The sequence below is a fragment of the Ancylobacter sp. genome (assembly GCF_965229075.1).
Classification (GTDB): domain Bacteria; phylum Pseudomonadota; class Alphaproteobacteria; order Rhizobiales; family Xanthobacteraceae; genus Ancylobacter.
Map to the genome: position 1 here is coordinate 2,675,255 of NZ_CBDDIO010000002.1, position 20,937 is coordinate 2,696,191.

19 protein-coding genes, 1 tRNA gene and 1 pseudogene are annotated in these 20,937 nt (G+C 67.5%); 5 read left to right on the forward strand and 16 right to left on the reverse strand.

From position 1 onward, the window contains the following. Window positions 1-10: 10 nt before the first annotated feature. Both ACO07Z_RS18575 and ACO07Z_RS18580 read left to right on the forward strand, forming a co-directional pair. Window positions 11-1,060: a proline racemase family protein gene (locus tag ACO07Z_RS18575; protein ID WP_421700842.1), complete on the forward strand. Its 1,050-nt coding sequence runs from the start codon at window positions 11-13 to the stop codon at window positions 1,058-1,060. 9 nt (window positions 1,061-1,069) lie between these two features. Beyond that, window positions 1,070-1,873, forward strand: coding sequence for an alpha/beta fold hydrolase (locus ACO07Z_RS18580; protein WP_421700062.1), 804 nt, complete (start codon window positions 1,070-1,072; stop codon window positions 1,871-1,873). On the opposite strand, the gene fhuF is transcribed toward ACO07Z_RS18580, so the two are convergent. From fhuF to ACO07Z_RS18610, 6 genes are all read right to left on the reverse strand, one after another. Then, window positions 1,858-2,598 (reverse strand): siderophore-iron reductase FhuF, encoded by a 741-nt coding sequence (fhuF, locus tag ACO07Z_RS18585; protein ID WP_421700063.1) that lies wholly within the window; start codon window positions 2,596-2,598, stop codon window positions 1,858-1,860. The two genes, ACO07Z_RS18580 and fhuF, sit on opposite strands and share 16 nt — an antisense overlap. Next, entirely contained in the window at window positions 2,595-4,619 is a 2,025-nt protein-coding gene (gene fhuB / locus ACO07Z_RS18590; protein ID WP_421700064.1) for a Fe(3+)-hydroxamate ABC transporter permease FhuB, read from the reverse strand. The genes fhuF and fhuB overlap by 4 nt, the downstream gene beginning before the upstream one ends. Further along, window positions 4,588-5,499 carry an ABC transporter substrate-binding protein gene (locus ACO07Z_RS18595; RefSeq protein WP_421700065.1) on the reverse strand — a complete coding sequence of 304 codons (912 nt, stop codon included), beginning with the start codon at window positions 5,497-5,499 and terminating at the stop codon, window positions 4,588-4,590. Before ACO07Z_RS18595 ends, fhuB begins: the two co-directional genes overlap by 32 nt. A gap of 2 nt (window positions 5,500-5,501) precedes the next feature. After that, a complete protein-coding gene (locus tag ACO07Z_RS18600) occupies window positions 5,502-7,922 on the reverse strand; it encodes a TonB-dependent siderophore receptor (protein ID WP_421700066.1) in 2,421 nt (806 codons plus the stop codon). Between the two features lie 200 nt (window positions 7,923-8,122). Continuing rightward, the gene (locus tag ACO07Z_RS18605; protein WP_421700067.1) at window positions 8,123-9,142 is read right to left on the reverse strand and encodes a FecR family protein; all 1,020 of its coding nucleotides are present in this window, start codon (window positions 9,140-9,142) and stop codon (window positions 8,123-8,125) included. Between the two features lie 167 nt (window positions 9,143-9,309). Further along, window positions 9,310-9,870, reverse strand: coding sequence for an RNA polymerase sigma factor (locus ACO07Z_RS18610; protein ID WP_421700068.1), 561 nt, complete (start codon window positions 9,868-9,870; stop codon window positions 9,310-9,312). Window positions 9,871-10,086: 216 nt separating this feature from the next. On the opposite strand from ACO07Z_RS18610, the pseudogene ACO07Z_RS18615 reads away from it, so the two are divergent. Then, a pseudogene (locus ACO07Z_RS18615) lies at window positions 10,087-10,554 on the forward strand (DDE-type integrase/transposase/recombinase); the annotation flags it as partial. A gap of 148 nt (window positions 10,555-10,702) precedes the next feature. On the opposite strand, the gene ACO07Z_RS18620 reads toward ACO07Z_RS18615, so the two are convergent. After that, window positions 10,703-10,777, reverse strand: a tRNA-Glu gene (locus ACO07Z_RS18620). A 129-nt stretch (window positions 10,778-10,906) separates the two neighbouring features. After that, entirely contained in the window at window positions 10,907-11,245 is a 339-nt protein-coding gene (locus ACO07Z_RS18625) for a DUF6476 family protein (RefSeq protein ID WP_421700069.1), read from the reverse strand. Here ACO07Z_RS18625 and ACO07Z_RS18630 point away from each other — a divergent pair. Both ACO07Z_RS18630 and rpoH read left to right on the forward strand, forming a co-directional pair. Continuing rightward, complete coding sequence (locus ACO07Z_RS18630; protein WP_421700070.1) at window positions 11,244-12,287, forward strand: RluA family pseudouridine synthase; 1,044 nt, start codon at window positions 11,244-11,246, stop codon at window positions 12,285-12,287. The two genes, ACO07Z_RS18625 and ACO07Z_RS18630, sit on opposite strands and share 2 nt — an antisense overlap. A 151-nt stretch (window positions 12,288-12,438) precedes the next feature. Further along, window positions 12,439-13,350, forward strand: coding sequence for an RNA polymerase sigma factor RpoH (gene rpoH / locus ACO07Z_RS18635; protein ID WP_244375281.1), 912 nt, complete (start codon window positions 12,439-12,441; stop codon window positions 13,348-13,350). Window positions 13,351-13,422: 72 nt separating this feature from the next. Here rpoH and ACO07Z_RS18640 read toward each other — a convergent pair whose 3' ends face one another. The 8 genes from ACO07Z_RS18640 to ACO07Z_RS18675 all read right to left on the reverse strand — a co-directional run bounded on the left by ACO07Z_RS18640 (window position 13,423) and on the right by ACO07Z_RS18675 (window position 20,888). Continuing rightward, window positions 13,423-13,878, reverse strand: a complete 456-nt coding sequence (locus ACO07Z_RS18640; RefSeq protein ID WP_421700071.1) for a CBS domain-containing protein — start codon at window positions 13,876-13,878, stop codon at window positions 13,423-13,425. A 264-nt stretch (window positions 13,879-14,142) separates the two neighbouring features. Continuing rightward, window positions 14,143-15,546, reverse strand: coding sequence for an NAD(P)(+) transhydrogenase (Re/Si-specific) subunit beta (locus ACO07Z_RS18645; RefSeq protein WP_421699550.1), 1,404 nt, complete (start codon window positions 15,544-15,546; stop codon window positions 14,143-14,145). 8 nt (window positions 15,547-15,554) lie between these two features. Further along, complete coding sequence (locus tag ACO07Z_RS18650; RefSeq protein WP_244450829.1) at window positions 15,555-15,995, reverse strand: proton-translocating transhydrogenase family protein; 441 nt, start codon at window positions 15,993-15,995, stop codon at window positions 15,555-15,557. A 376-nt stretch (window positions 15,996-16,371) separates the two neighbouring features. Then, on the reverse strand, window positions 16,372-17,556 hold the full coding sequence (locus ACO07Z_RS18655; protein WP_421700072.1) for a Re/Si-specific NAD(P)(+) transhydrogenase subunit alpha: 1,185 nt from the start codon (window positions 17,554-17,556) through the stop codon (window positions 16,372-16,374). A gap of 8 nt (window positions 17,557-17,564) precedes the next feature. Next, window positions 17,565-17,858 carry an aa3-type cytochrome c oxidase subunit IV gene (locus tag ACO07Z_RS18660; RefSeq protein WP_244375285.1) on the reverse strand — a complete coding sequence of 98 codons (294 nt, stop codon included), beginning with the start codon at window positions 17,856-17,858 and terminating at the stop codon, window positions 17,565-17,567. An 88-nt stretch (window positions 17,859-17,946) separates the two neighbouring features. Further along, on the reverse strand, window positions 17,947-19,341 hold the full coding sequence (locus tag ACO07Z_RS18665) for an ABC1 kinase family protein (RefSeq protein ID WP_421700073.1): 1,395 nt from the start codon (window positions 19,339-19,341) through the stop codon (window positions 17,947-17,949). A gap of 72 nt (window positions 19,342-19,413) precedes the next feature. Further along, window positions 19,414-19,911: a DUF6790 family protein gene (locus ACO07Z_RS18670; protein ID WP_421700074.1), complete on the reverse strand. Its 498-nt coding sequence runs from the start codon at window positions 19,909-19,911 to the stop codon at window positions 19,414-19,416. Between the two features lie 29 nt (window positions 19,912-19,940). Beyond that, a complete protein-coding gene (locus ACO07Z_RS18675; protein ID WP_421700075.1) occupies window positions 19,941-20,888 on the reverse strand; it encodes a heme-dependent oxidative N-demethylase family protein in 948 nt (315 codons plus the stop codon). Between the last annotated feature and the right edge of the window lie 49 nt (window positions 20,889-20,937).

The following is a 20,937-nucleotide window of genomic DNA, read 5'->3' on the forward strand; positions in this document are numbered from 1 at the left end:
GGACAGTCCGATGCGCTTCAGCCGTATGATCACTGTCGTCGGCGCGCACGCCGCCGGCGAACTCAACGAGGTCATCACCGGGGGCGTCCGCGACGTGCCCGGCAAGACTATGTTCGAGAAAATGCAGTATGTGCAGGCACATCGCGACGAACTGCGCCGGTTTCTCTTGAACGAACCGCGCGGCCGTGTCTCGCAATGCGTCAATCTGGTGCTGCCGCCGACGACGCCGGAAGCCGACGCCGGCTTCGTCATCATCGAGTCCAACTATTACGTCCCGATGTCGGGCACCAACACGATCTGCACCGTCACCGTGTTGCTCGAGACGGGTATCATTCCGATGCAGGAGCCCGTCACCCATCTGGTGCTGGAAGCGCCCGCCGGGCTGGTGAAAGTCTCCGCCGAGTGCCGCGACGGCAAATGCGTGAATGTCACCTTCGACAACGTTCCGGGCTTTGCCTTCGCGCTGGACCGCGAGGTCGACGTGCCGGGCCTCGGCCGCATTACTGTGGATGTCGGCTATGGCGGCATGATCTACGCCATCGTCGACGCGGCATCGCTCGGCTTCCGACTGGAGCTGAAGGAGGCCGCACAGCTGGTGGAGGTGGGCGAGCGCATCAAGGCGGCGGCGGCCGAGCAGATACCCTGCGTGCATCCGGAAAATCCGGAGATTCACACCATCAACCAGACATTGTTCGCCGGGCCGCTGGAACGCGACGATCAGGGTCTTGTTTCAAAGAACACCGTCATCGTCTCGCCGGGCCGGCACGACCGATCGCCCTGCGGCACCGGCACCTGTGCGCGGATGGCGGTGCTGCATGCCAAAGGACAGCTTCAGGTGGGCGAGCGATTCCTGCATCGCTCGCTGATCGGTACCGAGTTCATCGGCCGGCTGCGCGGCACCACGGAACTTGCTGGCCTGCCTGCCGTCTTGCCGACCATCACAGGGCCGGGCTGGATCACCGCCTTCCATCAATATGTGCTTGATCCGACCGACCCGTTTCCCGATGGCTTCCGGTTGGGCGACACTTGGCCTGGATATACGGGCGAGCAGCCGATCTGAGGTTCAGCTATGCCCTTGGTGATGACGTCCGATGGTTGCCGTGTGCATTACGAGATGCGGGGCACCGATGGCTCCGCCGTGGTGCTGATCCCGGGTCTTGGTGGCGATGGGCGCTTCTGGCAGCCGGTCGCGGAGCGGCTGGAATCGCGCTTCCGGCTCCTGATTGTCGATCATCGTGGTGCGGGTCGCAGCGACCGGCCGGAGGGAACCTACACAGTCGAGGGCATAGCGCGCGACGTTGGGGAGATCATGGACGGGGTCGGATGGGCGAAAGCCCACCTTGTCGGCCACTCCACCGGCGGCGCCGTGGTCCAGACCATGGCCATTGATAGTCCCGCGCGGGCCGACCGCCTCGTGATTTCCGGGAGTTGGTCTGCGTCGGATGCGCGTTTTCGTGCCCTGTTCGAGGCCCGGCTTGCGCTTCTCGACGCCGCCCGGCCGGATATCTATCAAGCCTTTACCCACGTGCTCGGCTATGACGCGGCTTGGATCGCCGCCCATGAGGCCGAGCTCGACGAGGCCGTCGCGCGGGCAGGGGAGATTCTGGCGCCGCTTTCCGTGGCGATGGCCCGCATCCGCATGCTGCTCGCTTTCGACCGGGCGGAGGAACTCGGCCGCATCCGGGCGCCGGCACTCGTCCTGGGCGCGCGCGACGATGAGATGATCCTGTTCGCCCAATCCGAGCGCCTTGCGCACGCCATTCCGGGCGCCAGACTTGTCGCGTTGGACGGCGGACATTTCTACCCGCGCACGCGCGCAGAGCTGTTCGCCCAGCACGTCGCGCATTTTCTTCAGCCTCAAAGCGCCTCCTGAGCCCGGCGGCGCTTTTCCGCGATCGGGCAACTGTCGCAGAAGCCGTTGCCGTCCTGCAATCGGTAATGCAGGCAGCAGGTTCGCCTTGTCATGCCTGCCTTTCCCCGCGTGGTCGGCAGGAAAGGGGTGCTCAGAATATTGCGCGCGCCGTCGGGCCAGGTCTTCGCGGTCGAAAGCGGGCCCACATCGCAGCTGAGAGGATACCGCGACCGGAGTGCCGCTGTCGCAATGTCATCCGCAATCATCTTGAACGTGACCGCGGCATCGCCGTGCAGCACCGTGAGCGGCGCTCTCATGTGGCGGGCGACCGCGTCCAGCACGGGGCCGAGATGGTCCCGGATTGCAGTTTGCAAGCGCAGGAAGGGGTCGTCGGTTTCAACCATTCGGCCAGCATGTGGCACCTGCAGGCACAGCGGACAGCCATCGCGGGGATCGAGCGCCATGCGCGTCTCGTCGAGAGCGGTCGGCAGGTGCCGGTCAAACAGCGCCGCCGGCAGGGCCGCCGCGAGGAGGCGGAAGCCGTACATCCGCGCCCAGAGCACGGCGAGGTCGGCAGGTCTTGCCTCGGGATAGCTGTTCCGCAGTCGCAGGACCGCTTCGCCGAGCACGTCGCGTTCGAGAAAGCGGCAACTGGGCAAGGCATGAGGGCTTTCGTCGACCAGCGTTACCGAGGCGGCCAGATGCTCAAGCCCGGCCGGCAGATCGAGAGCCGGCAGACCGCTCATGACGGGCGCCGCCACATCAGCCAGAGAAAATACGGCGTGCCCACCAGCGCGGCAAGCATCCCGGCCTGTATTTGATGCGGAAACAGCAGGTTACGGCCAAGCCAGTCGGCTGCTACCAGGATGTCGGCGCCAAGGATGGCGGACATCAGCATCTGGTGCAGCGGCTGGCGAAAGCCGGCCATGCGGGCGAGATGGGGCGACATCAGGCCGACAAAGCTCATCGGGCCGATCGTCAGCACGGCCGCGCCCGTGAGAAGCGCGGCGACCAGGATCAGCAGCAGCCGGCTGCGACCGACATCCACGCCGAGCGCACGCGCGGTTCTCTCACCGAGCGGAAGGATGTCGAGCCAACGCCGGGTCAGCGGCACGACCGGCGCCAGACCGAGCGCGAGGCCGGCCAGGATGAGCGCGCTGGTCGCCGAGACCGGATAGGTGGAGCCGGCCATCCAGGACAGCAGGCTGACGATGCGCGGATCGAAGCGGACGGTGATCGCCGCGAGGAATGCGCCGAACACTGTGGCGAGTGCCACGCCGGTCAGCAGAAGGCGTTCCGGCGCGCCCGACGCATTGCGCATTAGTCCCATGAGGAGGGCGAGGACGACAAAGGCGCCGCCAGTGGCCGCAAGCACCCGTAAGGCCTGACCTGCGGCGGGGTCGAACAGGAAAAGAGTGGCAACGCCGAAGGCCGCTCCCGAACTGACACCGAGCACTTCCGGGCTGGCGAGCGCATTCGAGGACACCCGCTGGACGATGACGCCGGCCACCGCCAGCATGGCCCCCGCCAACGCGGCGGCCAGGACGCGGGGCCAACGCCATTCCAGCCCGTTGCCCATCTCCCAGATATCGCGCCACACCCAGCCATCGAGCCGCCGGCCAAACGCCAGCGCGGTCCACACCAGCAGCAGCAGGACGAGCGCCGACACGGCAATGCGCAGGGCGGGGCGCGACGGCATAACGCTCGGGGGCGCTTCGACAGGAATTGGGGGCGGGGCGCCGGTGCCGCTCCGCAGCTGTTGCAGCATCCACAGCATCAGCGGCCCGCCGAGAAGGGCGGTGATCACCCCGGTCGGAAGTTCGGTCGGGCTCAGCGGATTGATCTGCGTGAGCTGGTCCGCGAACCACAGCAGCGTCGCTCCGAGCAGCGGGGTCACGACCAGCCGGGACCGGAAGCTCCGAACTCCGGCTAGCTGCGCGATGGCCGGCGCGGCGATGCCGATGAATCCGATGGCGCCGACCGCAGCGATGGTGACGGACGCCAGCATCACAGCCAGCAGCACCCCCGCCAGCCGCACGGCGGCGACGGGCACGCCGAGCCCCCGCGCACTTCCGGTTTCAAGCTCCAGAAGCGCGAGCGGGCGGGCGAGCAGCAGCACCAGCAGCGTGCAGGCCCCCAGCGCGGGCGCGATGGCGCCGGCGGCGTCCCAGCCGAGATTGGCAAGCGAGCCGGCGTTCCAGAGAAAGACGCTGCGCAGCTGCTCATGGAAGAACAGCGCCAGTACCGCATTCGCCACACCGCAGAACAGCCCGACGACGAGCCCCGCCAGGATCAGTCGGAACGGCGAGGACAGATTTCGCGCGGCGAGCGCCAGCGTCAGTGCCATCGTCGTAGCGGCTCCGAGAAACGCGACGAGGGTCGGAGGCCATGCCAGCGACGGTGCCATCACGGCCGACGCCTGCAGGGCGAGGCCGGCACCAGCGGAGACGCCCAGCGTCGACGCCTCGACCAGCGGATTGCGCAGCACCTGTTGGAAGATGAGGCCCGACAGGCCGAGCGACGCGCCGGCCAAAAGGCTCGCCGCCAGGCGGGGCAGCGTGACATAATGGACGAGCATCTGCGCCGCCTGCTCGCTCGCCGGCGCGATCACAGCTTGCCACCACTCGGCCGGCGGCAGGTCCTGTCCGAGCTGATGCAGGCTGAGCAGCGTGGCGATGACGGCGGGCAGGCACAGCAGTACCCCCCACGCAGGCGCCCCGAGCTTGCGAAACGGGTCAGTTGAGGGAAGGATGGGGCGCTCCCTCAAGGCCTTTGACCAGCAGATGGGCGATGCGTTCCGCCTCGGGCAGCCCACCGAACATCCAGCTGGGCGGCAGGACAATGAGCTGCCGTCGCCGGACGAGGGGAAGAGCTTGCCAGAACGGATTGTCGTCGAGCGCCGCCGGCACGGCTCCGAAGTGCAGGACGATCATGTCGTCCAAAGCCGCTAGCTGGTGCAGCGTCACGGGCAGCCATCCCCAGATGTCGCCGACCTCGCTCGCCGCGTTCCGAAGCCCGAGTTGCGCGACGACATCGTGGACCAGGCTGGCGCTGCCGAGGGTCCAGAAGTCGCGCGACGTTGCCGCCCACAGCACCATGACGCGCCGGCCCGTGAACGGCGTGAGGCGCAGACGCGCCTCCGCCATCCGCTGGTCGAAACCGGCGAGATAGTCGTCGGCCTGCCTTTCCCGGCCGGCGAGGGCGGCGATGCGCAGCAGCGCCTGGCGCGCCCGTTCCAGCGGCCCAGGCGCACCGGTGTAGATCGACAGTTCCACCAGCGGGGCAATTCGCCGGAGCTGCGCCGTGTCCGTCGGCCATTCGCGGGAATAAAGGATGGCGCGTGGCCGGATTTCGGCCAGCAGTTCGAGATTGGGCTCGGAAAACGTGCCGATGTCGAACACGGCCGGTGGAAGGCGCGGTTCCCTGACGAACCGCTCATAGCGCCAGCGTTCGGCGAGGCCGAACGCGTCGACGCCGAGCGCGAGGAGCGATTGCGCATGGGCGAAGTCGAGCGTGACCAGCGGGCCGTCCGGCGGCACGGCGGCGCGCGCCCGCCGGCTGCCGGACGCAGTGGCAAGCCCGGCGCCGACCGCCAGCCCCAGCAGTTGCCGGCGGCTCGGCCGAGCGCCGCCCGCACCCGCCCTCATGCTCAGAAATCCATGGTCGCGGAGAGCTTGAAGGTACGCGGCAGGCCCATGGTGACCCAGCCGTCGCTGACCGCCGCCCAGTAATTGGTATCGGCGACATTCTCGAAGGCCGCGCGCAGCACCAGCGGATTGCCGAACGCCTCGGTGCGGTACTGGGCGCCGAGATCTATGCGGGTCCAGCCGGGGATCGTCTGCGTGTTGGCCTGATTGACATATTGGGAGCTCGTCGCGATCAGCCGGCCCGACAGGGTCAGCCCTTCCACCAACTCGGGGTCCCATTCGAGGCCGATATTACCCTGCCAGCGCGGCACGCCGACGGCTGTGTTGCCGTTGTAGAGGCCGTCATCGGTCTTGGTCAGCGTGCCCTGCGTATAGGCGACGCCGCCGAGCAGGCGCAGGCGGGCGGTCAGCTCGCCGAACAGGTTGACCTCAACGCCGCGATTGCGCTGCTCGCCATTGACGCTGAACACCGAGGCGCCGGACGAGTCCGTGGTGATGATGCTGCTGGGCTTGGTGATCTCGAACACGCTGACGGTGGCGGTGAAGGTGCCGAAATCGTATTTGACGCCGACCTCCATCTGCTCGGTCAGCATGGGCGGGAACACCTGGCCCGCATTCTCTGTGCCGGGCCAGGCCACCGGACCCTGCTGCAGCCCCTCGATGTAGTTCGCGTAGACGGACATGTGCTCGAGCGGCTTGACGACGAGCCCGAAGGCGGGCGTCACGGCCTGCTTGTCATAGCCTTGCGAAAGGCTGCCATCGGGGTTGAAGACATCGACCTTGATCTGCTGGTAGCGCGCGCCGGCGGTGAAGAGAACGCGATCCTCAAAGAAGGACATGGTGTCGGCGATGGTCACGGCCGGGGCGTTGATGTCCCAGTATTTCGGCGGGTTGTCGCTGAAACCTGCCGTCGAGGGGCGAGGGATGACGGGAGCGTTGTAGATGTTCGTCTCGAACGCGTAGAACCCGTAGTAATTACTCTCCTGGTTCATCGTCTGGTAGAGATAGGACGTGTTGAGATTGACCTGGTGGCGGACGGTCCCGGTGTCGAATTCGCCACGGACGCCGGCCTGGGCCGAGGCGGCCCGGCCCTGGATCGGGCTGTAATAGGCCGTCGCGATGGCGTTGCCGGCGAGATCGGTGACATAGATGTCGGTTGCGAGCATCTCCTGGTCGTACTGGCTGAAGCCGGCGCCGCCATAGACCGTCCAGGACGAGTTCAGGTCATCTTCGAACTTGCCGAGGGCGTAGCTGCTCTTGGATTCCGCATATTCCCAGTCCTGATAAATCTGCTTGCTCAGATCGGGCGCGCGCGGAATCGGCATGTCGGGCGCAAAGCTGAAGCCGGCGGCGCCGGTCGGGGCGATGGTCTTCTGGTCGATATAGCCGACATCGAGGCTGGCCCGCAGCGACTCCCCGCGATAGTCGAGGGCCAGGGTCGCGACACCAAGCTGGGTCGACTGGCCGTCAATGGCGGTGTCACCGTCGCGATACACGCCGTTGACGCGGACGCCCCATTCCTTGTTTTCCCCGAAACGGCGCCCATAGTCGATATGAGTGCCGAAAAGTCCGTCTGAGGCGTAGCTGGCGGTCAGGCGCGTGATCGGGTCGTCGGTGGCCCGCTTCGGCACCACGTTGATCGAGCCACCGAGCGAGCCATATTGCGTGTAGCCGTTCAACAGGGCGTTCGGCCCTTTCAGGATTTCCACGCTCTCCATGGTCTCGACGGGAATGATGCGGTCCGCGGAAATGCCGCCATAACCGTCGAGCAGGATGCTGTAATTGCCGACCGAGAAGCCGCGGATGAAGAAGGAGTCGCCGACGCCGGCCGAGGAGGCGAGCCCGTTGGTGTAGACCCGGACGGACGGGTCGTTGGCGACGACATCGGCGACGGTCACCGCCTGCTGGTCTTCGATGGTCTTGGAGGTGTAGCCGGCAATGTTGAACGGGGCGTCCATCACGCTGGTATTGCCGAGGATGCCGAGCTTGGCGCCGGTGGCCACCTGACCGCCGGCATAGCTCGGCGGCGCATTCCAGTTGTCGATGGCCTCGCCCTCCACCGAGATCGTATCGAGCGCGATCGATCCGTCTTCGGTGGCGCCGCCATCACTCCGGGCCGACGGATCGACGATGGCGGCGGTTGTGGGACCGGAGATGCTGACGCTCAGACCCGTGCCGGCCAGCAGGGCCTCCAGAGCCTCGGCCGGAGGCAGCGTGCCGCCGACGGGGCTGGAGCGCTTGCCGGCGATGGCCTGCGAGGTGAAGCCGACCTCCCATCCCGTCGACCGGGTAAAGGCATTGATCGCGGCCCGCAGCGGCTGCGCGGGGATGTCGAAACGCATCGCCTGGGTGGAAGCCGGCTGTTGGGCCGAGGCGCCCTGCGGTGCAAGCAGGCCGGCGGTGCCCAGAAGCGACGAGCACAAGAGCAGCGAGGTCAGTGAGCGACCTGCGCGCCGCGGCTGGTTCCGCTTCCCCGCCCGGCACTGCGTCGCGCCGTCTCTCTCCGCCCACGCAAGCCGCGCCATGAGTGACCCTTTTCGCCAGAAATGGGGGCCGACGCTTCACGCGTTCTGCTGGCCCATACCCACCTGACAAAGAGCTGCGGGGCATCTCACAAAAAACTCTAGCGAACGATCAGAATCCCCCCGGGAAGCCGGGTGACCGAGGCACCGGCCGCGGTCGCCAGCGAGCGGACCGCGCGTTCCGGGTCGTCGAGACGGTAATTGCCATTGACCCTGATCTGCGCCAGACCGCTAGTGGCGGCGATGATGGCGTGGCCGTAATAGCGCGCGACCTCGTCCAGCACCTCGTCGAACGGCTTATCCTCGAACACCAGCTGTCCGCGCAGCCAGGCCAGGGACGTTTCCGGGTCCGCCCGCCGGATCGGCGAGAGCGACGCGGCGGTGGCGACGATGCTCTCGCCGGGGTTGAGCGCGGCCTGAACGCGCCGGCCGGGAAGCTGGGCGACGTCGATATGACCGCGTTCGAGCACGACCACGTCCTGCGTGCCGTCGGTGCGCACGGAGAAGGCGGTTCCCTTGACCTCAACCACCGAAAAATTCGACGTCACCGTGAACGGGCGCGACGTGTCGCGCACGACATCGAAATAGGCCTCTCCCTGAAGCAACGTGACCGAGCGCGTCGCACCGTCGAAGTTCAAGGCGACGGCGGAGGCGGTGTTCAGTGTCATGCGCGAGCCGTCGGGAAGAACGACAAGCTGGCGTGCCCCGGCGAGCGTCAGATAATCGGCCTTCCAGCGCAGCGCGAGGCCCGGATAGAGCTGCACGCCCAGCGCCAGCACCAGCGCCGCCGCCATGGCCAGGGCGAACTTGGTCCAACGGCCGCGCGGGGGCGGGCGGCGCGCGGCTAGCCCTCCGCGCCCGCTCTCGGCATGTCGCTTCTGGCTGACAAGTCCGCGCGCCACCTCGTCCATCTCCGGCAGAGACCAAGCCTGCGCCACGCGGGCGAAGGCCGCCTCATGTGCGCTGTCGGCCTGCCGCCAGGCATCGAAACGCGCCTTCAGCGCTGGATCATCCGGATGCGCCTGCAGGGTGAAGAGCCAGTCCAGCGCGGCGTCGGTCTGTGGATCCGGATGGCTGAATTCCGGTTCCGGTTCGCCGCGCCCGGCCTCATCGCGTTCCACGCAGGTCACACCCTCTGAAAGGCCGGAAGCGGAGCGGCCTGTGGCCTGGACACGCCGCCGGCCGAAATCCCGTAAAGGCCCCCGCAAGCGCCTGCCATGTGTTGTTCATGCCAGTCTCGTTATAGAGAGTCGCCGGGCGGACGCCAGAAGGTCGCGTCCGGCAGGGCTCAGGCCCGATCGAGCTTCGCCAGCGCATCCATGCAGTGCGCATGGGCCAGCTTCATGTCGTTGAAGACGGTGTTGGGCGAGACGCCCAGATGCGCCGCGATCCGGGGGTAGGGCCATTTCTCGATCCGGCTCAGCAGCCAGACTTTCTGCGCCCGTTCGGGAAGGCTGCCGATGGCGGCGTGCAGGCACCGCAGGCGCTGCCGCTGGATGAGGTCGGCTTCGGCAGAGGGCGTTGCCGAAGCCACGTTCTCGATAGCCTCTTCCGGCAGGTCGGTGCGCTCGATCCGGCCGCGCAGGTCGCGGCGACGCCGGTAGTTGAGGGCGAGATTGCGCGCGGTGTGATGCAGATAGGCCTCGATATGCTCGATCGTCCCCTTTTCCAGCGCGCCAACCGCCCGGACATAGGTTTCCTGCGCCAGGTCTTCCGCCGCCTGAGCATCGCGCACAATGCGCATCACGCTCCAGATCAACGAGCGGCGATGGCTCAGGAAAATGTCGGCGAGGGTCGCGCTCAATTCAGGCCTGCCGGCAAGCGCTATGCGAGGGAGCCGGGCGGCCAAGGGGCCCGCTGGGGTCGGCAACGGCCGCGGAGAGACCGTCCCGGCATTCGAGCATGTTCGGCGGCGTCGACATCAAGGGGTGCTCACATCGCTAAGCCCCGCCCAAAGGGGCGGAGAGCATCCACTAGCAGAGGGGAAATATTCTGCAATAGCAATGAATTAGAAGGAATCTAGAGTGGTGCAGGGAAAATGCGGCATCCTCCTATTTCGCCATGGCACCGGGTGTTACATGCGCCGGCGCCGAACCGGCTCTGGCTCTCGGACTTCACCTATGTCAGCACTTGGGCGGGCTTCGTCGACGTCGCCTCGCGACAAATGCTCCGCATTTGTCCTGACGTGACGACGCCTGTGCACGCCGGATCGTCGGCTGGCGAGTGAGCCGAGGCGCTCATGCCGGCTTCGTACTGGATGCGCTGGAGCAGGCCTTTCACGAGCCGCAGCCGCTCGTCGCGGCGGCCAGGTGCATCATAGCGACCGCTGTTCGCAATATGTGAGCATTCGCTCCACCGAACGGCTGGCCGAAGCCGGGGCCCCGGCGCTCCTTCGAGGCTGTCGAGTTCGCACGCTGAATTGGGTTGACTGGCCAACCATCGCCGGCTGCTGGCGCCTACCGGCACCATCCCGCCGGCCGAAGCCAAGGCGCGCGGCTACGTCATGCTCGGTGAGCGGAATATGGCGGCGTAGATTAAACCAAACGGTCTTGGGCGAAGCCGGGGCGGTTCGGCATGACTGAGCCGACGAGATGCTCAAGGAGCAGGTTGCCAAGCTGCTGCGAAGGGCCGTGCCCACCGACCGGGCCACCCAGTCGGGTGTTCGCTGTTCTGTACCGAAGTGGCGCGCCCACGGGGAATCGAACCCCGGTTTTCGCCGTGAGAGGGCGACGTCCTGACCGCTAGACGATGGGCGCATCTAGGCAGGCCGGTCTCTTAGAGCGCTTTGCTGGCGGGATCAAGGGGGCGGGTGAATTGAGACGACTTTTTCAACCGGCCAACCCGCTAAGTCATTGTTAAGGGCGCGCGGCGCCGGGTGAAGTGCTTCAGGGCGTGCTGGCGAAACCGAGCATCCCACGCGGGGCCCGGGTTTCGAGATCGAACAGATGCGTCTCGACCCGGCCCTCTCGGGAAACCGTCACCGCGATCAGGTCGCCGGAAACGACGGCCGCGCGCACCTCTGCCCCCTTGGGCAGTTGGATCGTGCCGGTGATTTCGGCGGGGGCGCTTTTCCTGCCGCTCATCAGCTTGTATCCGATGGCCCCGAAGACGGCGAGAAAGCCCAGAAGCATGATAAGCCCGGAAAAGGCGGCGAAGCGGCGCATGCGGCGCAGCACGCGCTCGGCGGCGGGGTCGAGCGTGTCGTCGGAATCAGGAGAAGTCATGCCGGCACCGGAACTCAACGAGGAGATGGACGATGACGCGCCGGAGGCGGTCGCGAGCCGCGTCGATATCACCGTCGGGCCGGAGGATGAAGGGCTTCGCCTCGATCGCGTGCTGGCGCGCCATTTGCCGGAACTTAGCCGTACCCGCCTGCAAGCCTTGATCGGCGAGGGAAGGGTCCTGCGCGGCGGTGTGCCGGTGACCGGCGGATCGGCCAAGGCGATCGCCGGTGACACCTATAGCGTCGAGGTGCCAGAGCCCGAGGACGCCACGCCGGCCGCGCAGGACATTCCTCTCGCCATCGTCTATGAGGACGATCATCTCATCGTCGTCGACAAGCCGGCCGGCATGGTGGTGCATCCTGCCCCGGGCAGCCCCGATGGCACGCTGGTCAATGCGCTGCTGTTCCATTGCGGCGCCAGCCTGTCCGGCATTGGCGGCGTGCGCCGGCCCGGGATTGTCCATCGGCTGGACAAGGACACGTCGGGCCTCCTTGTTGTCGCCAAGAACGACCGTACGCATAAGGCGCTCGCCGCCCAGTTCGCCGATCATGGCCGTACGGGGCCCCTGGAGCGCGCCTATCTCGCTTTCGTCTGGGGCACGCCGGACCTGCCGAGCGGGACGGTGGATGCGCCGCTCGCCCGCCATCCCGTGGCGCGGGAGCGCATCGCGGTGCGCAGCGGCGGGCGCTTCGCCATCACCCATTGGCAGCGTCTTGCGGCGTACACGGACACGCTCGGCCGCCCGATCGCCACGCTGGTGGAGTGTCAACTGGAAACCGGCCGCACACATCAGATTCGCGTGCACATGGCCCATATCGGCCATCCCCTGCTTGGGGACGCGCTCTATGGCGTCGGCCAGCGCACGCGCGCGAGCCGGCTTCCCGAGGCGGCGCGCGAGGCGCTCGACGGGCTCGGTCGGCAGGCGCTGCATGCGGCCCGGCTGGGCTTCGAGCATCCCGTCACGGGCGACGTCCTGTCGTTCGAAAGTCCTCTGCCGGCGGACCTTGCTCGCCTTGAGGAGGCGCTGGCCGCGGGCAGTTGACGGGCGCCGCCTCAACGTATCGTGACCCCGTAACGCCTTGCGCTTTCGCAAATTCGGCTTCTTCCTGCTATTATAAATTCGAGGCCGGCTGACAAGCGGCCGCATGGCGGTCGCCCGCTGATGGGGACCGCGAGAGAAGGAGGGTGCAGTCATGGCCCGTTCCGCTATGAGCCTACCGTCCGCCGAAGGTGGCCTGAGCCGCTACCTCGCGGAAATCCGCCGGTTCCCGATGCTGGAGCCGCAGGAAGAATATATGCTCGCCAAGCGCTGGCGCGAGCATGAAGATCCCGACGCCGCGCACCGTCTCGTCACCAGCCATCTGCGTCTCGTGGCCAAGATCGCCATGGGCTATCGCGGCTACGGCCTGCCGATTTCCGAGGTGATTTCGGAGGGCAATGTCGGCCTGATGCAGGCGGTGAAGCGCTTCGAACCCGACAAGGGCTTCCGCCTTGCCACCTATGCCATGTGGTGGATCAAGGCCTCGATCCAGGAGTACATCCTGCGCTCGTGGAGCCTGGTCAAGATGGGCACCACGGCGGCGCAGAAGAAGCTTTTTTTCAACCTGCGCAAAGCAAAGAGCCAGATTTCGGCGCTGGAGGAAGGGGATCTTCGTCCCGACCAGGTGCAGCAGATCGCAACCAAGCTCGGCGTTACCGAGCAGGAAGTGATCGAGATGAACCGGCGTCTTGGCGGAGACGCTTCTCTGAACTCGCCTCTTCGCGGCGATGTCGAGGGGGGAGGGGAGTGGCAGGACTGGCTGGCGGATGATCGCGACAGTCAGGAGTCCGTTCTGGTCGAGCATGAGGAGATGGACAACCGCCGCAGCGCACTCTCGGGCGCGCTTTCCGTGCTCAATGAGCGTGAGCGGCGCATCTTCGAGGCAAGGCGGCTGTCCGACGACCCGATGACGCTGGAAGACCTCGCCGCCGAGTTCGGCGTGTCGCGCGAGCGCGTGCGGCAGATCGAGGTGCGCGCCTTCGAGAAGGTGCAGAAGGCGGTCATCGACCGCGTGCACCAGATGGAGACGGCGCCGATGCGGCAGGATCATTCCCCCGCCATGTGACCGCGGCACGCGCCGCAGAAACACCGAGCCGCCCGGAGCGATACCGGGCGGTTTTTCTTTTATCTCAAGGCCTTACGCCGGCAACGCCGCCGGCGTCATGCTCGCCAGCCCCGCGCCCGACAGCGTCGCCGCGGCGCGGACATCGTGCGAGAGCACGTCGCGGATGCTGAGCACGCCGACCAGCTGGTGCTCCTCCATGACCGGGAGATGGCGCACATGGTGCTGCTCCATCAGCGCGCGCACATGGTCGACGCTGTCCTCCATGCGGCAGGAGATCATGTTGCGCGACATCAGGTCGCCGACCGGCAGGCGCAGCGCGGCCGCACCGCGCTCGGCGATGGCGCGGACAACATCGCGCTCAGAGAAGATGCCGACGACGGTGACGCCTTCCGAGCCGCAGGCGTCCTTCACCACCACGGCGCCGATGCGCTCGCGGTTGAGCAAAGTCGCTGCCATTTCAACGGTTTCGCCCATCCGAACGGTCGGCACGCGGGCATTTTTGAGCTTCATGAGATCGGCGACAAGCATGGCGTATCCCTCTGGTGGAGCCTCGACTGTCACGCTTCTTATTCTTTGGTCTAAGTCTGGTATGCAATACACACGCCGTCAATGAAATCCGTTGCGGCAGCGCAGCATCCACGCCGCTCCGACACGAAAAAGGCCCGCCGGGAGGCGGGCCTTTTCGCGTGTTCGGGGCGTGGACGATGAGTGCGGTGAGGTGGACGATGAGACCGATCCGCCTCACGCCCTCTCCGCCCGGGCGCGGGGCGGCCGGGCCGCCCCTTGCCGTCCTCAGTGGTTGAGGTTCTTGACCACGTCCTCGACCATCTTCTTGGCGTCGGCGAACAGCATCATCGTGTTGTCGCGGAAGAACAGCTCGTTCTCGACGCCGGCATAGCCCGCCGCCATGCCGCGCTTGATGAACAGCACGGTCTTCGCCTTCTCCACGTCGAGGATCGGCATGCCGTAGATCGCAGACGTCGGGTCGGTCTTCGCCGCCGGGTTGGTCACGTCATTGGCGCCGATGACGAAGGCCACATCCGCCTGCGCGAACTCGGAGTTGATGTCCTCCAGCTCGAACACCTCGTCATAGGGCACGTTCGCTTCCGCCAGCAGCACGTTCATGTGCCCGGGCATGCGGCCGGCGACGGGGTGGATGGCGTACTTCACCTCGACGCCTTCCTCCTTCAACTTGTCGGCCATCTCGCGCAGCGCGTGCTGGGCCTGCGCCACCGCCATGCCGTAGCCCGGCACGATGATGACCTTGGAGGCGTTCTTCATGATGAAGGCCGCGTCCTCGGCCGAGCCCTGCTTCACCGGGCGCGTTTCCACCGCCCCGGCCGGGCCGGAGGCGCTGTCGCCGCCGAAGCCGCCCAGGATCACCGAGATGAAGGAGCGGTTCATGCCCTTGCACATGATGTAGGACAGGATCGCGCCCGAGGACCCCACCAGCGCGCCGGTGATGATCAGCGCGGTGTTGGACAGGGTGAAGCCGATGCCCGCCGCCGCCCAGCCGGAATAGGAATTGAGCATCGACACCACGACCGGCATGTCGGCGCCGCCGATCGGGATGATGATCAGCCCGCCGAGGATCAGCGAGGCGATGACGATGAGCCAGAACACGGTGTGGCTCTCGGTCGCCACCAGCACGCCGATCAGCACCACGATCAGGCCCGCGAGCGAGGCGTTGATGAGGTGGCGCGCCGGCAGCAGGATCGGCTTGCCCGACATGTTGCCGTTGAGCTTGGCGAAGGCGATGACCGAGCCGGTGAAGGTGATGGCACCGATGGCGACGCCGAGGCTCATCTCGATCAGCGCCTGGGCGTGGATATGGCCGGGATCGCCGATATGGAACGCCGCCGGCGCGTAGAGCGCCGCCGCCGCCACCATCACGGCGGCAAGGCCGACCAGCGAGTGGAACGCTGCCACCAATTGGGGCATCTGCGTCATCGCGATCTTGCGGGCGATGACCGCGCCGGCGCCGCCGCCGAGCGCGAGGCCGCCGAGCACCAGCGCCCAGCCGCCCGGGCCGGCCGGCGGGGAGGAGCCGAGCGTGGTGAGAATGGCGATGGTCATGCCGACCATGCCGAAGATGTTGCCCTGGCGGGAGGTGACCGGGCTGGAGAGCCCGCGCAGCGCCAGGATGAACAGGACACCGGAGACGAGATAGAGCAGCGCGACCAGATTGGCGTTCATGTTCGCGCTCACTTCTTCTTCGAGTACATGGCGAGCATGCGGCTGGTCACCAGGAACCCGCCGAAGATGTTCACCGCCGCCAGGACCAGGCCGACAAAGCCGAAGCCGCGCGCCCAGCCCGTGCCTTCCGCCACCGTGTCGACGCCGACCGCGAGCAGCGCGCCGACCACGATCACCGAGGAGATGGCGTTGGTCACGCTCATCAGCGGCGTGTGCAGCGCCGGGGTCACCGACCACACGACGTAATAGCCGACGAACACCGCCAGCACGAAGATGGCGAGCTGGAACACGAAGGGGTCGATCGCCCCGCCGGTCAGCGCATGCGCAGCGTTGCCGGCGAGTTCCGCATAGCTCTGCTGCGCCGCCGCGGCATAGGCCTGCGCCGCTTCCGCCGCCTGCCGCGCCACTTCCGCCGCCATCCGCGCCCCTTCGGCCGCGTTCTGCGCCATCGCCCCCTGCGCCGCGTCCGAGACGCCAGGCGCGTTCTGGGCGAGTATCACGCCCCCTGCCGGATTGGCCATTTCCTCGATTCCCTTATCTCTGTCTCTGCCGGGCCGTCCCACTCCCCGAAGCCGGAGGCCCGCTTTGTTCCGTGATGCGGTCGTCTTGCCGAAGCCGCACGCGGCGGCCATTGGAGCAGCCGGCAAACCGGCTGGCGTCGTGCCGAACGCTTCCCCCTTCGCGCCCTCATCCCCGGGCTTGACCCGGGGACCCAGCCTGAAGCCGGGCCACCCGGAAGACCTGGGTGCCCGGGTCAAGCCCGGGCATGAGGGAAGAAAGTGAAGCCCGAAGGCCGCGTCATCGCCGGCCCTCAGCCCGCCCGGCTCACGCCGCCGACGCGCCCTCGGCCGCCGGCGCCGGCGCCGGCGCCGATTCCTGCGGCGCGAAGCCGGGATGCACCACCGCCCCGTCCTTGGTCAGCAGCGTCGCCTTCACCAGCTCGTCGTCCCACTTCACGCTGAGCGCCTTCGATCCCTTGTCCACCAGCGTCTCGACGAAGGCGTAGAGGTTCTTGGCGTAGAGCTGCGAGGCGGTCGCCGCCAGCCGGCCCGGCACGTTGAGATGCCCGACGATCTTCACCCCGTTGGCGGTCGTCACCACCTCGCCCGGCACCGCGCCCGCGACATTGCCGCCACGCTCCACCGCGAGGTCGATGATGACCGAGCCCGGCTTCATCGACGCCACCATGTCGGCCGAGACCAGCTTGGGGGCCGGGCGGCCGGGGATCAGCGCCGTGGTGATGACGATGTCCTGCTTGGCGATGTGGCTGGCGGTCAGCGCCGCCTGCTTGGCCTGGTACTCCGCCGACATCGCCTTGGCGTAGCCGCCGGAGGTTTCCGCCTGCTTGAACTCCTCGTCCTCGACGGCGATGAACTTCGCCCCGAGGCTCTCGACCTGTTCCTTCGCCGCCGGGCGCACATCGGTGGCCGAGACCACCGCGCCGAGGCGCCGCGCCGTGGCGATGGCCTGCAGCCCGGCCACGCCCGCGCCCATGATGAACACGCGCGCCGCCGGCACCGTGCCGGCCGCCGTCATCATCATCGGGAAGGCCCGGCCGAACTCGGACGAGGCGTCGATCACCGCGCGGTAGCCGGCGAGATTCGCCTGGGAGGACAGCACGTCCATCACCTGCGCGCGGGTGATGCGCGGCATCAGCTCCATGGCGAACAGCGACACGCCGGTGCCGGCGATCTCGCCGAGCGCGGCCTCATGGCCGTGCGGGTCGGCGATGGCGATGACCAGCGCGCCCTTGTTGGCACCCTTGAGCGCGGCGGCTTCCGGCCGGCGCACGGCGAGCACGATGTCCGCCCCGGCGACGGCGGCAGCGTTATCCGCCACCACGGTCGCCCCCGCGCCCTCATACTCCCCGTCGCCAATCCCCGACGCCGACCCCGCACCCGAGGCGACAAACACCGCCGCACCAAGCCCGATATAGCGCTTTACCGTGTCGGCAGACGCGGCGACCCGTGGCTCCGAAGCAGAGCTCTCTTTGACAATCGCGATACGCATGGCTGGTCTCAGGAGGTGATGATCAGGGCGAGCACGAGAACGCCGAGCAGGCCGAACAGCAGCTTGGGCTTGCCGTCTTCCGAGGCGAGGCCGATGGCGCAGGCGGCGACCGAGGCGAGGGTGCCGATGGTGAAGATGCCCCAATGGCCGTTGGCGCCGCCAATGGCGAAGGACACCATGAAGCTGCACAGGGCCAGCGTGCTGACGAGGGTCATCTTGGTGAAGAAGTGGTACGTGCCCCGGTGCTCGGCATAGTCGTTGCCATCCGCCTTGGCGTATTCGGTCACTCCGTGATCGGCCATGTCGACCCCCTCCCAAAGAATAATGATCGCGCGATGCTCCGCTTTAGCGGAAGACTCCGCCTGCGGCAACGGCGCGCGCCGGGGCAGGTCAGCGCAGTCCGGCCTCCGCCAGCGCGGCGCCTTGACGCGCCGCCACCGCCTCGGTGGAGAAATCGGCGATCGCTTCCTCGAACAGAGCATGGAAATTCAGCTCCGCCTTGAGGTGCAGGAACACCCCGCCAAGGCCGATGGCGGCGCGGTCCATGAAGACGAATTCGCGCGGCACGCGGACCGGGCCCTGTTCCTTCAGCGCGCGGTGCACGGTGAAGGCCTCGCGCCGCCCATAGTCGCCCGGCGCCACGCCGTCGGCGATGGTGCGGACGCGATCGTCGAGCAGCGGGCCATAGATGAAGCGGGCCCAGATGTTGAGCACGTCGATCAGCGCGCGGGAGAGGCCGCGGAAGCCCCAGATCTCATAGGCATGGACGATGCGGGCCTCGTCCCCCGACTGCAGGCCGCGATAGAGATCGACCACGCCGCCGACGAAGCTCGGCGGGAAGATGCGTATGCAGCCATAGTCGAGCAGGTTGATCCCGGCCGGCTGCCCCGCCTCCTCGAACACGGTGTAATTGCCGAGATGCGGGTCGCCATGGATGACGCCGAAGCGGGAGAAGGGCTGCCACCATGCGGCGAACATGGCGCGGGCGATGGCGTTGCGTTCCTCCAGCGAGTGATCGACGAAATCGAGCAGCCGCCGGCCCTCCAGCCAGTCGAGGGTGAGCAGGCGGCCGGTGGAGAGGTCCTTATGGACGCGCGGCACCCGCACCTGCGGCGCGTCCGCCAGCATGGCGGCGTAGAGCCCGGCATGGGCGGCCTCGCGCTTATAGTCCAGCTCCTCGCGCACCCTTTCGCCGATCTCCTCGGCGATCTCTGTCGTGTCGATGACCGGGTCCATCCGCCGGTGGATGGACAGCAGCAGGCCGAGCTGCTTGAGGTCCGCTTCCACCGCCGACTGCATGTCGGGATATTGCAGCTTCACCGCCAGCGCCGTGCCGTCCAGCGCACGGGCACGGTGAACCTGGCCGAGCGAGGCGGCGGCGGCGGGCTCCTTGTCGAAGGAAAGAAAGCGCGCCTGCCAGTCCGGGCCGAGCTCGGCCATCATCCGCCGCTTGACGAAAGCCCAGCCCATGGGCGGGGCCTGGTTCTGCAGCGTGGCGAGTTCCTTGGCGTATTCCGGCGGCAGCGCGTCGGGGATGGTCGCCATGAGCTGGGCGACCTTCATGATCGGCCCTTTGAGCCCGCCCAGCGCGGCGGCGAGCGCGGCGGCGTCGCCCTGCTTCGCGCCATTGCCGAACAGCCTGGTGCCGGCCATGCGCGCGGCGACGCCGCCGACGCTGGTGCCGACACGGGCATAGCGCAGAGCGCGGGCGGAGAGGCGGTTGGCTTCGCGGTCGGGGGAGGCCGGGTCGGGGGAATCGCGGTCGGGGGCGTTCGGGTCGGTCAAGGCAACCTCATCTGTTGCCCCTCAGTTAGGGCACGGCGGACCGCGCGCAACCTTCCACGCCTGGGCGGGCCATCACCTTTGCGGTACGGGCCCGAGCACGCGCTGGATCAGCAGCAGGCCGAGCACGGCCAGCGGCGTGAGGAAATCGGTGTAGAAGATCGGCCCGGCATTGCCGCTGGCCATATTGCCGGTCTCCTCGATCTGGATGGCGTGGCCGATGCCGGCACCGCCGAGAAAGCCGAGCGCGACGATGCCCACCGCCGCGCGGAAGCCCGGCGAGCCGAAAAAGGCGCCGATCACCCCGGCGACGCCGATGCCGAGATTGGCCATGCCGACCTCGAACTGGAACGGGCTCGGCGCCCAGCCGATGGAGGCCGCCGCCTGGCCGGGGAAGAACACATGCCCCAGAAAGGCCCACAGCCCCATCAGCCCGACCGGCAGCAGCAGGATGTAGCGCAGCAGCTGGTCCACCACGAGGGCGAGTGAGAACGGGTGCGGCCCGCGCCACGACATCAGCAAGGCGAGGCCGATGGCGAGCGCCCAGGCGATCAACGGAACCCAGAAGACCATCGGCCTTTCCCCCCAAATGCGCGGCCGGTTCAGCCGCCCGCCGCCAGCCTTTCCAGCGCCGCCGCCACGGCGTCGCGGTGCTCGGTTAGTCCCTTATACGCGAGCTGGTCGGCGTCGAGGCCGAGAATCTGCTCGCGCAGCGAGGCGGCGAGGGTGCGCCCTTCCGGGTGGCGACGGAAGGCGAGGAACGGGTCGACATGAATGCGGATGGTGAACAGCATGTCGCCGCTCTCCGGCAGGCGGCGCAGCGTCTGGCGTTCCACGCGCACGAAGGCTTCCGGGGCGAGATGGGCGGGGTCCTCGAACCAGTGGCGCGGGCGCTCCTTCGATTCGGGGTGGTGCCGTTCGTCATCGGGATAGATCGACCAGTTCACCCGCCACACCGGCTGGTCGACCTTCAGATTCTCGAAGATGCGGTTCATCACGCGCGCGAGCTTGCTCTCATAGCCCGGCACCGCGCGGTGGAGTTCGTCCAGCGACTGACCGAATTTCTCGGTGAGCGACCAGGCGGAGGGAAAGCACAGCACGGCGGCGACGAGCCGGTAGCCGGCCTCGCCTTTGCGCAGCAGCACGAGATCGTCGGAGACGATCTGGCCGGCGACGACCAGCGGTGCCTCGCTCTCGTCGTCGAGATCAACGGTCCGGCCGGTCGCGGTCACGGTGAGCTGGCGGCCCTCCAGCCGGTACTGATCGGGAAAGCGCGCGGTGAGATGGGCGACGAGCAGCTCCAGCGTCTCGCGCTGCGCCGCGCGGGTGTCCGGCTCCTCGCACACCACGATGTCGCGCTTGTCGCGGATCAACGCCGCGCGCTCGGCCAGCGTGGTGGCGAGATGGGCGTCGGGCTCGATCCATTCCGCGAGGTCGAGCGGGGCGAGGCCGACGGAAAACGCCTTGCGCGACCCGTCATAGGGCGTATGGGCGAAGGCGTCGGCAACCGGCTCTGCGGCGGGGGAGGTCGGGGGGGCGGCGATGTTCATCGAAGCGTGCTCGGCTGGCGGAGACGGGCAGGGGCCCGCGTGGGGTTAG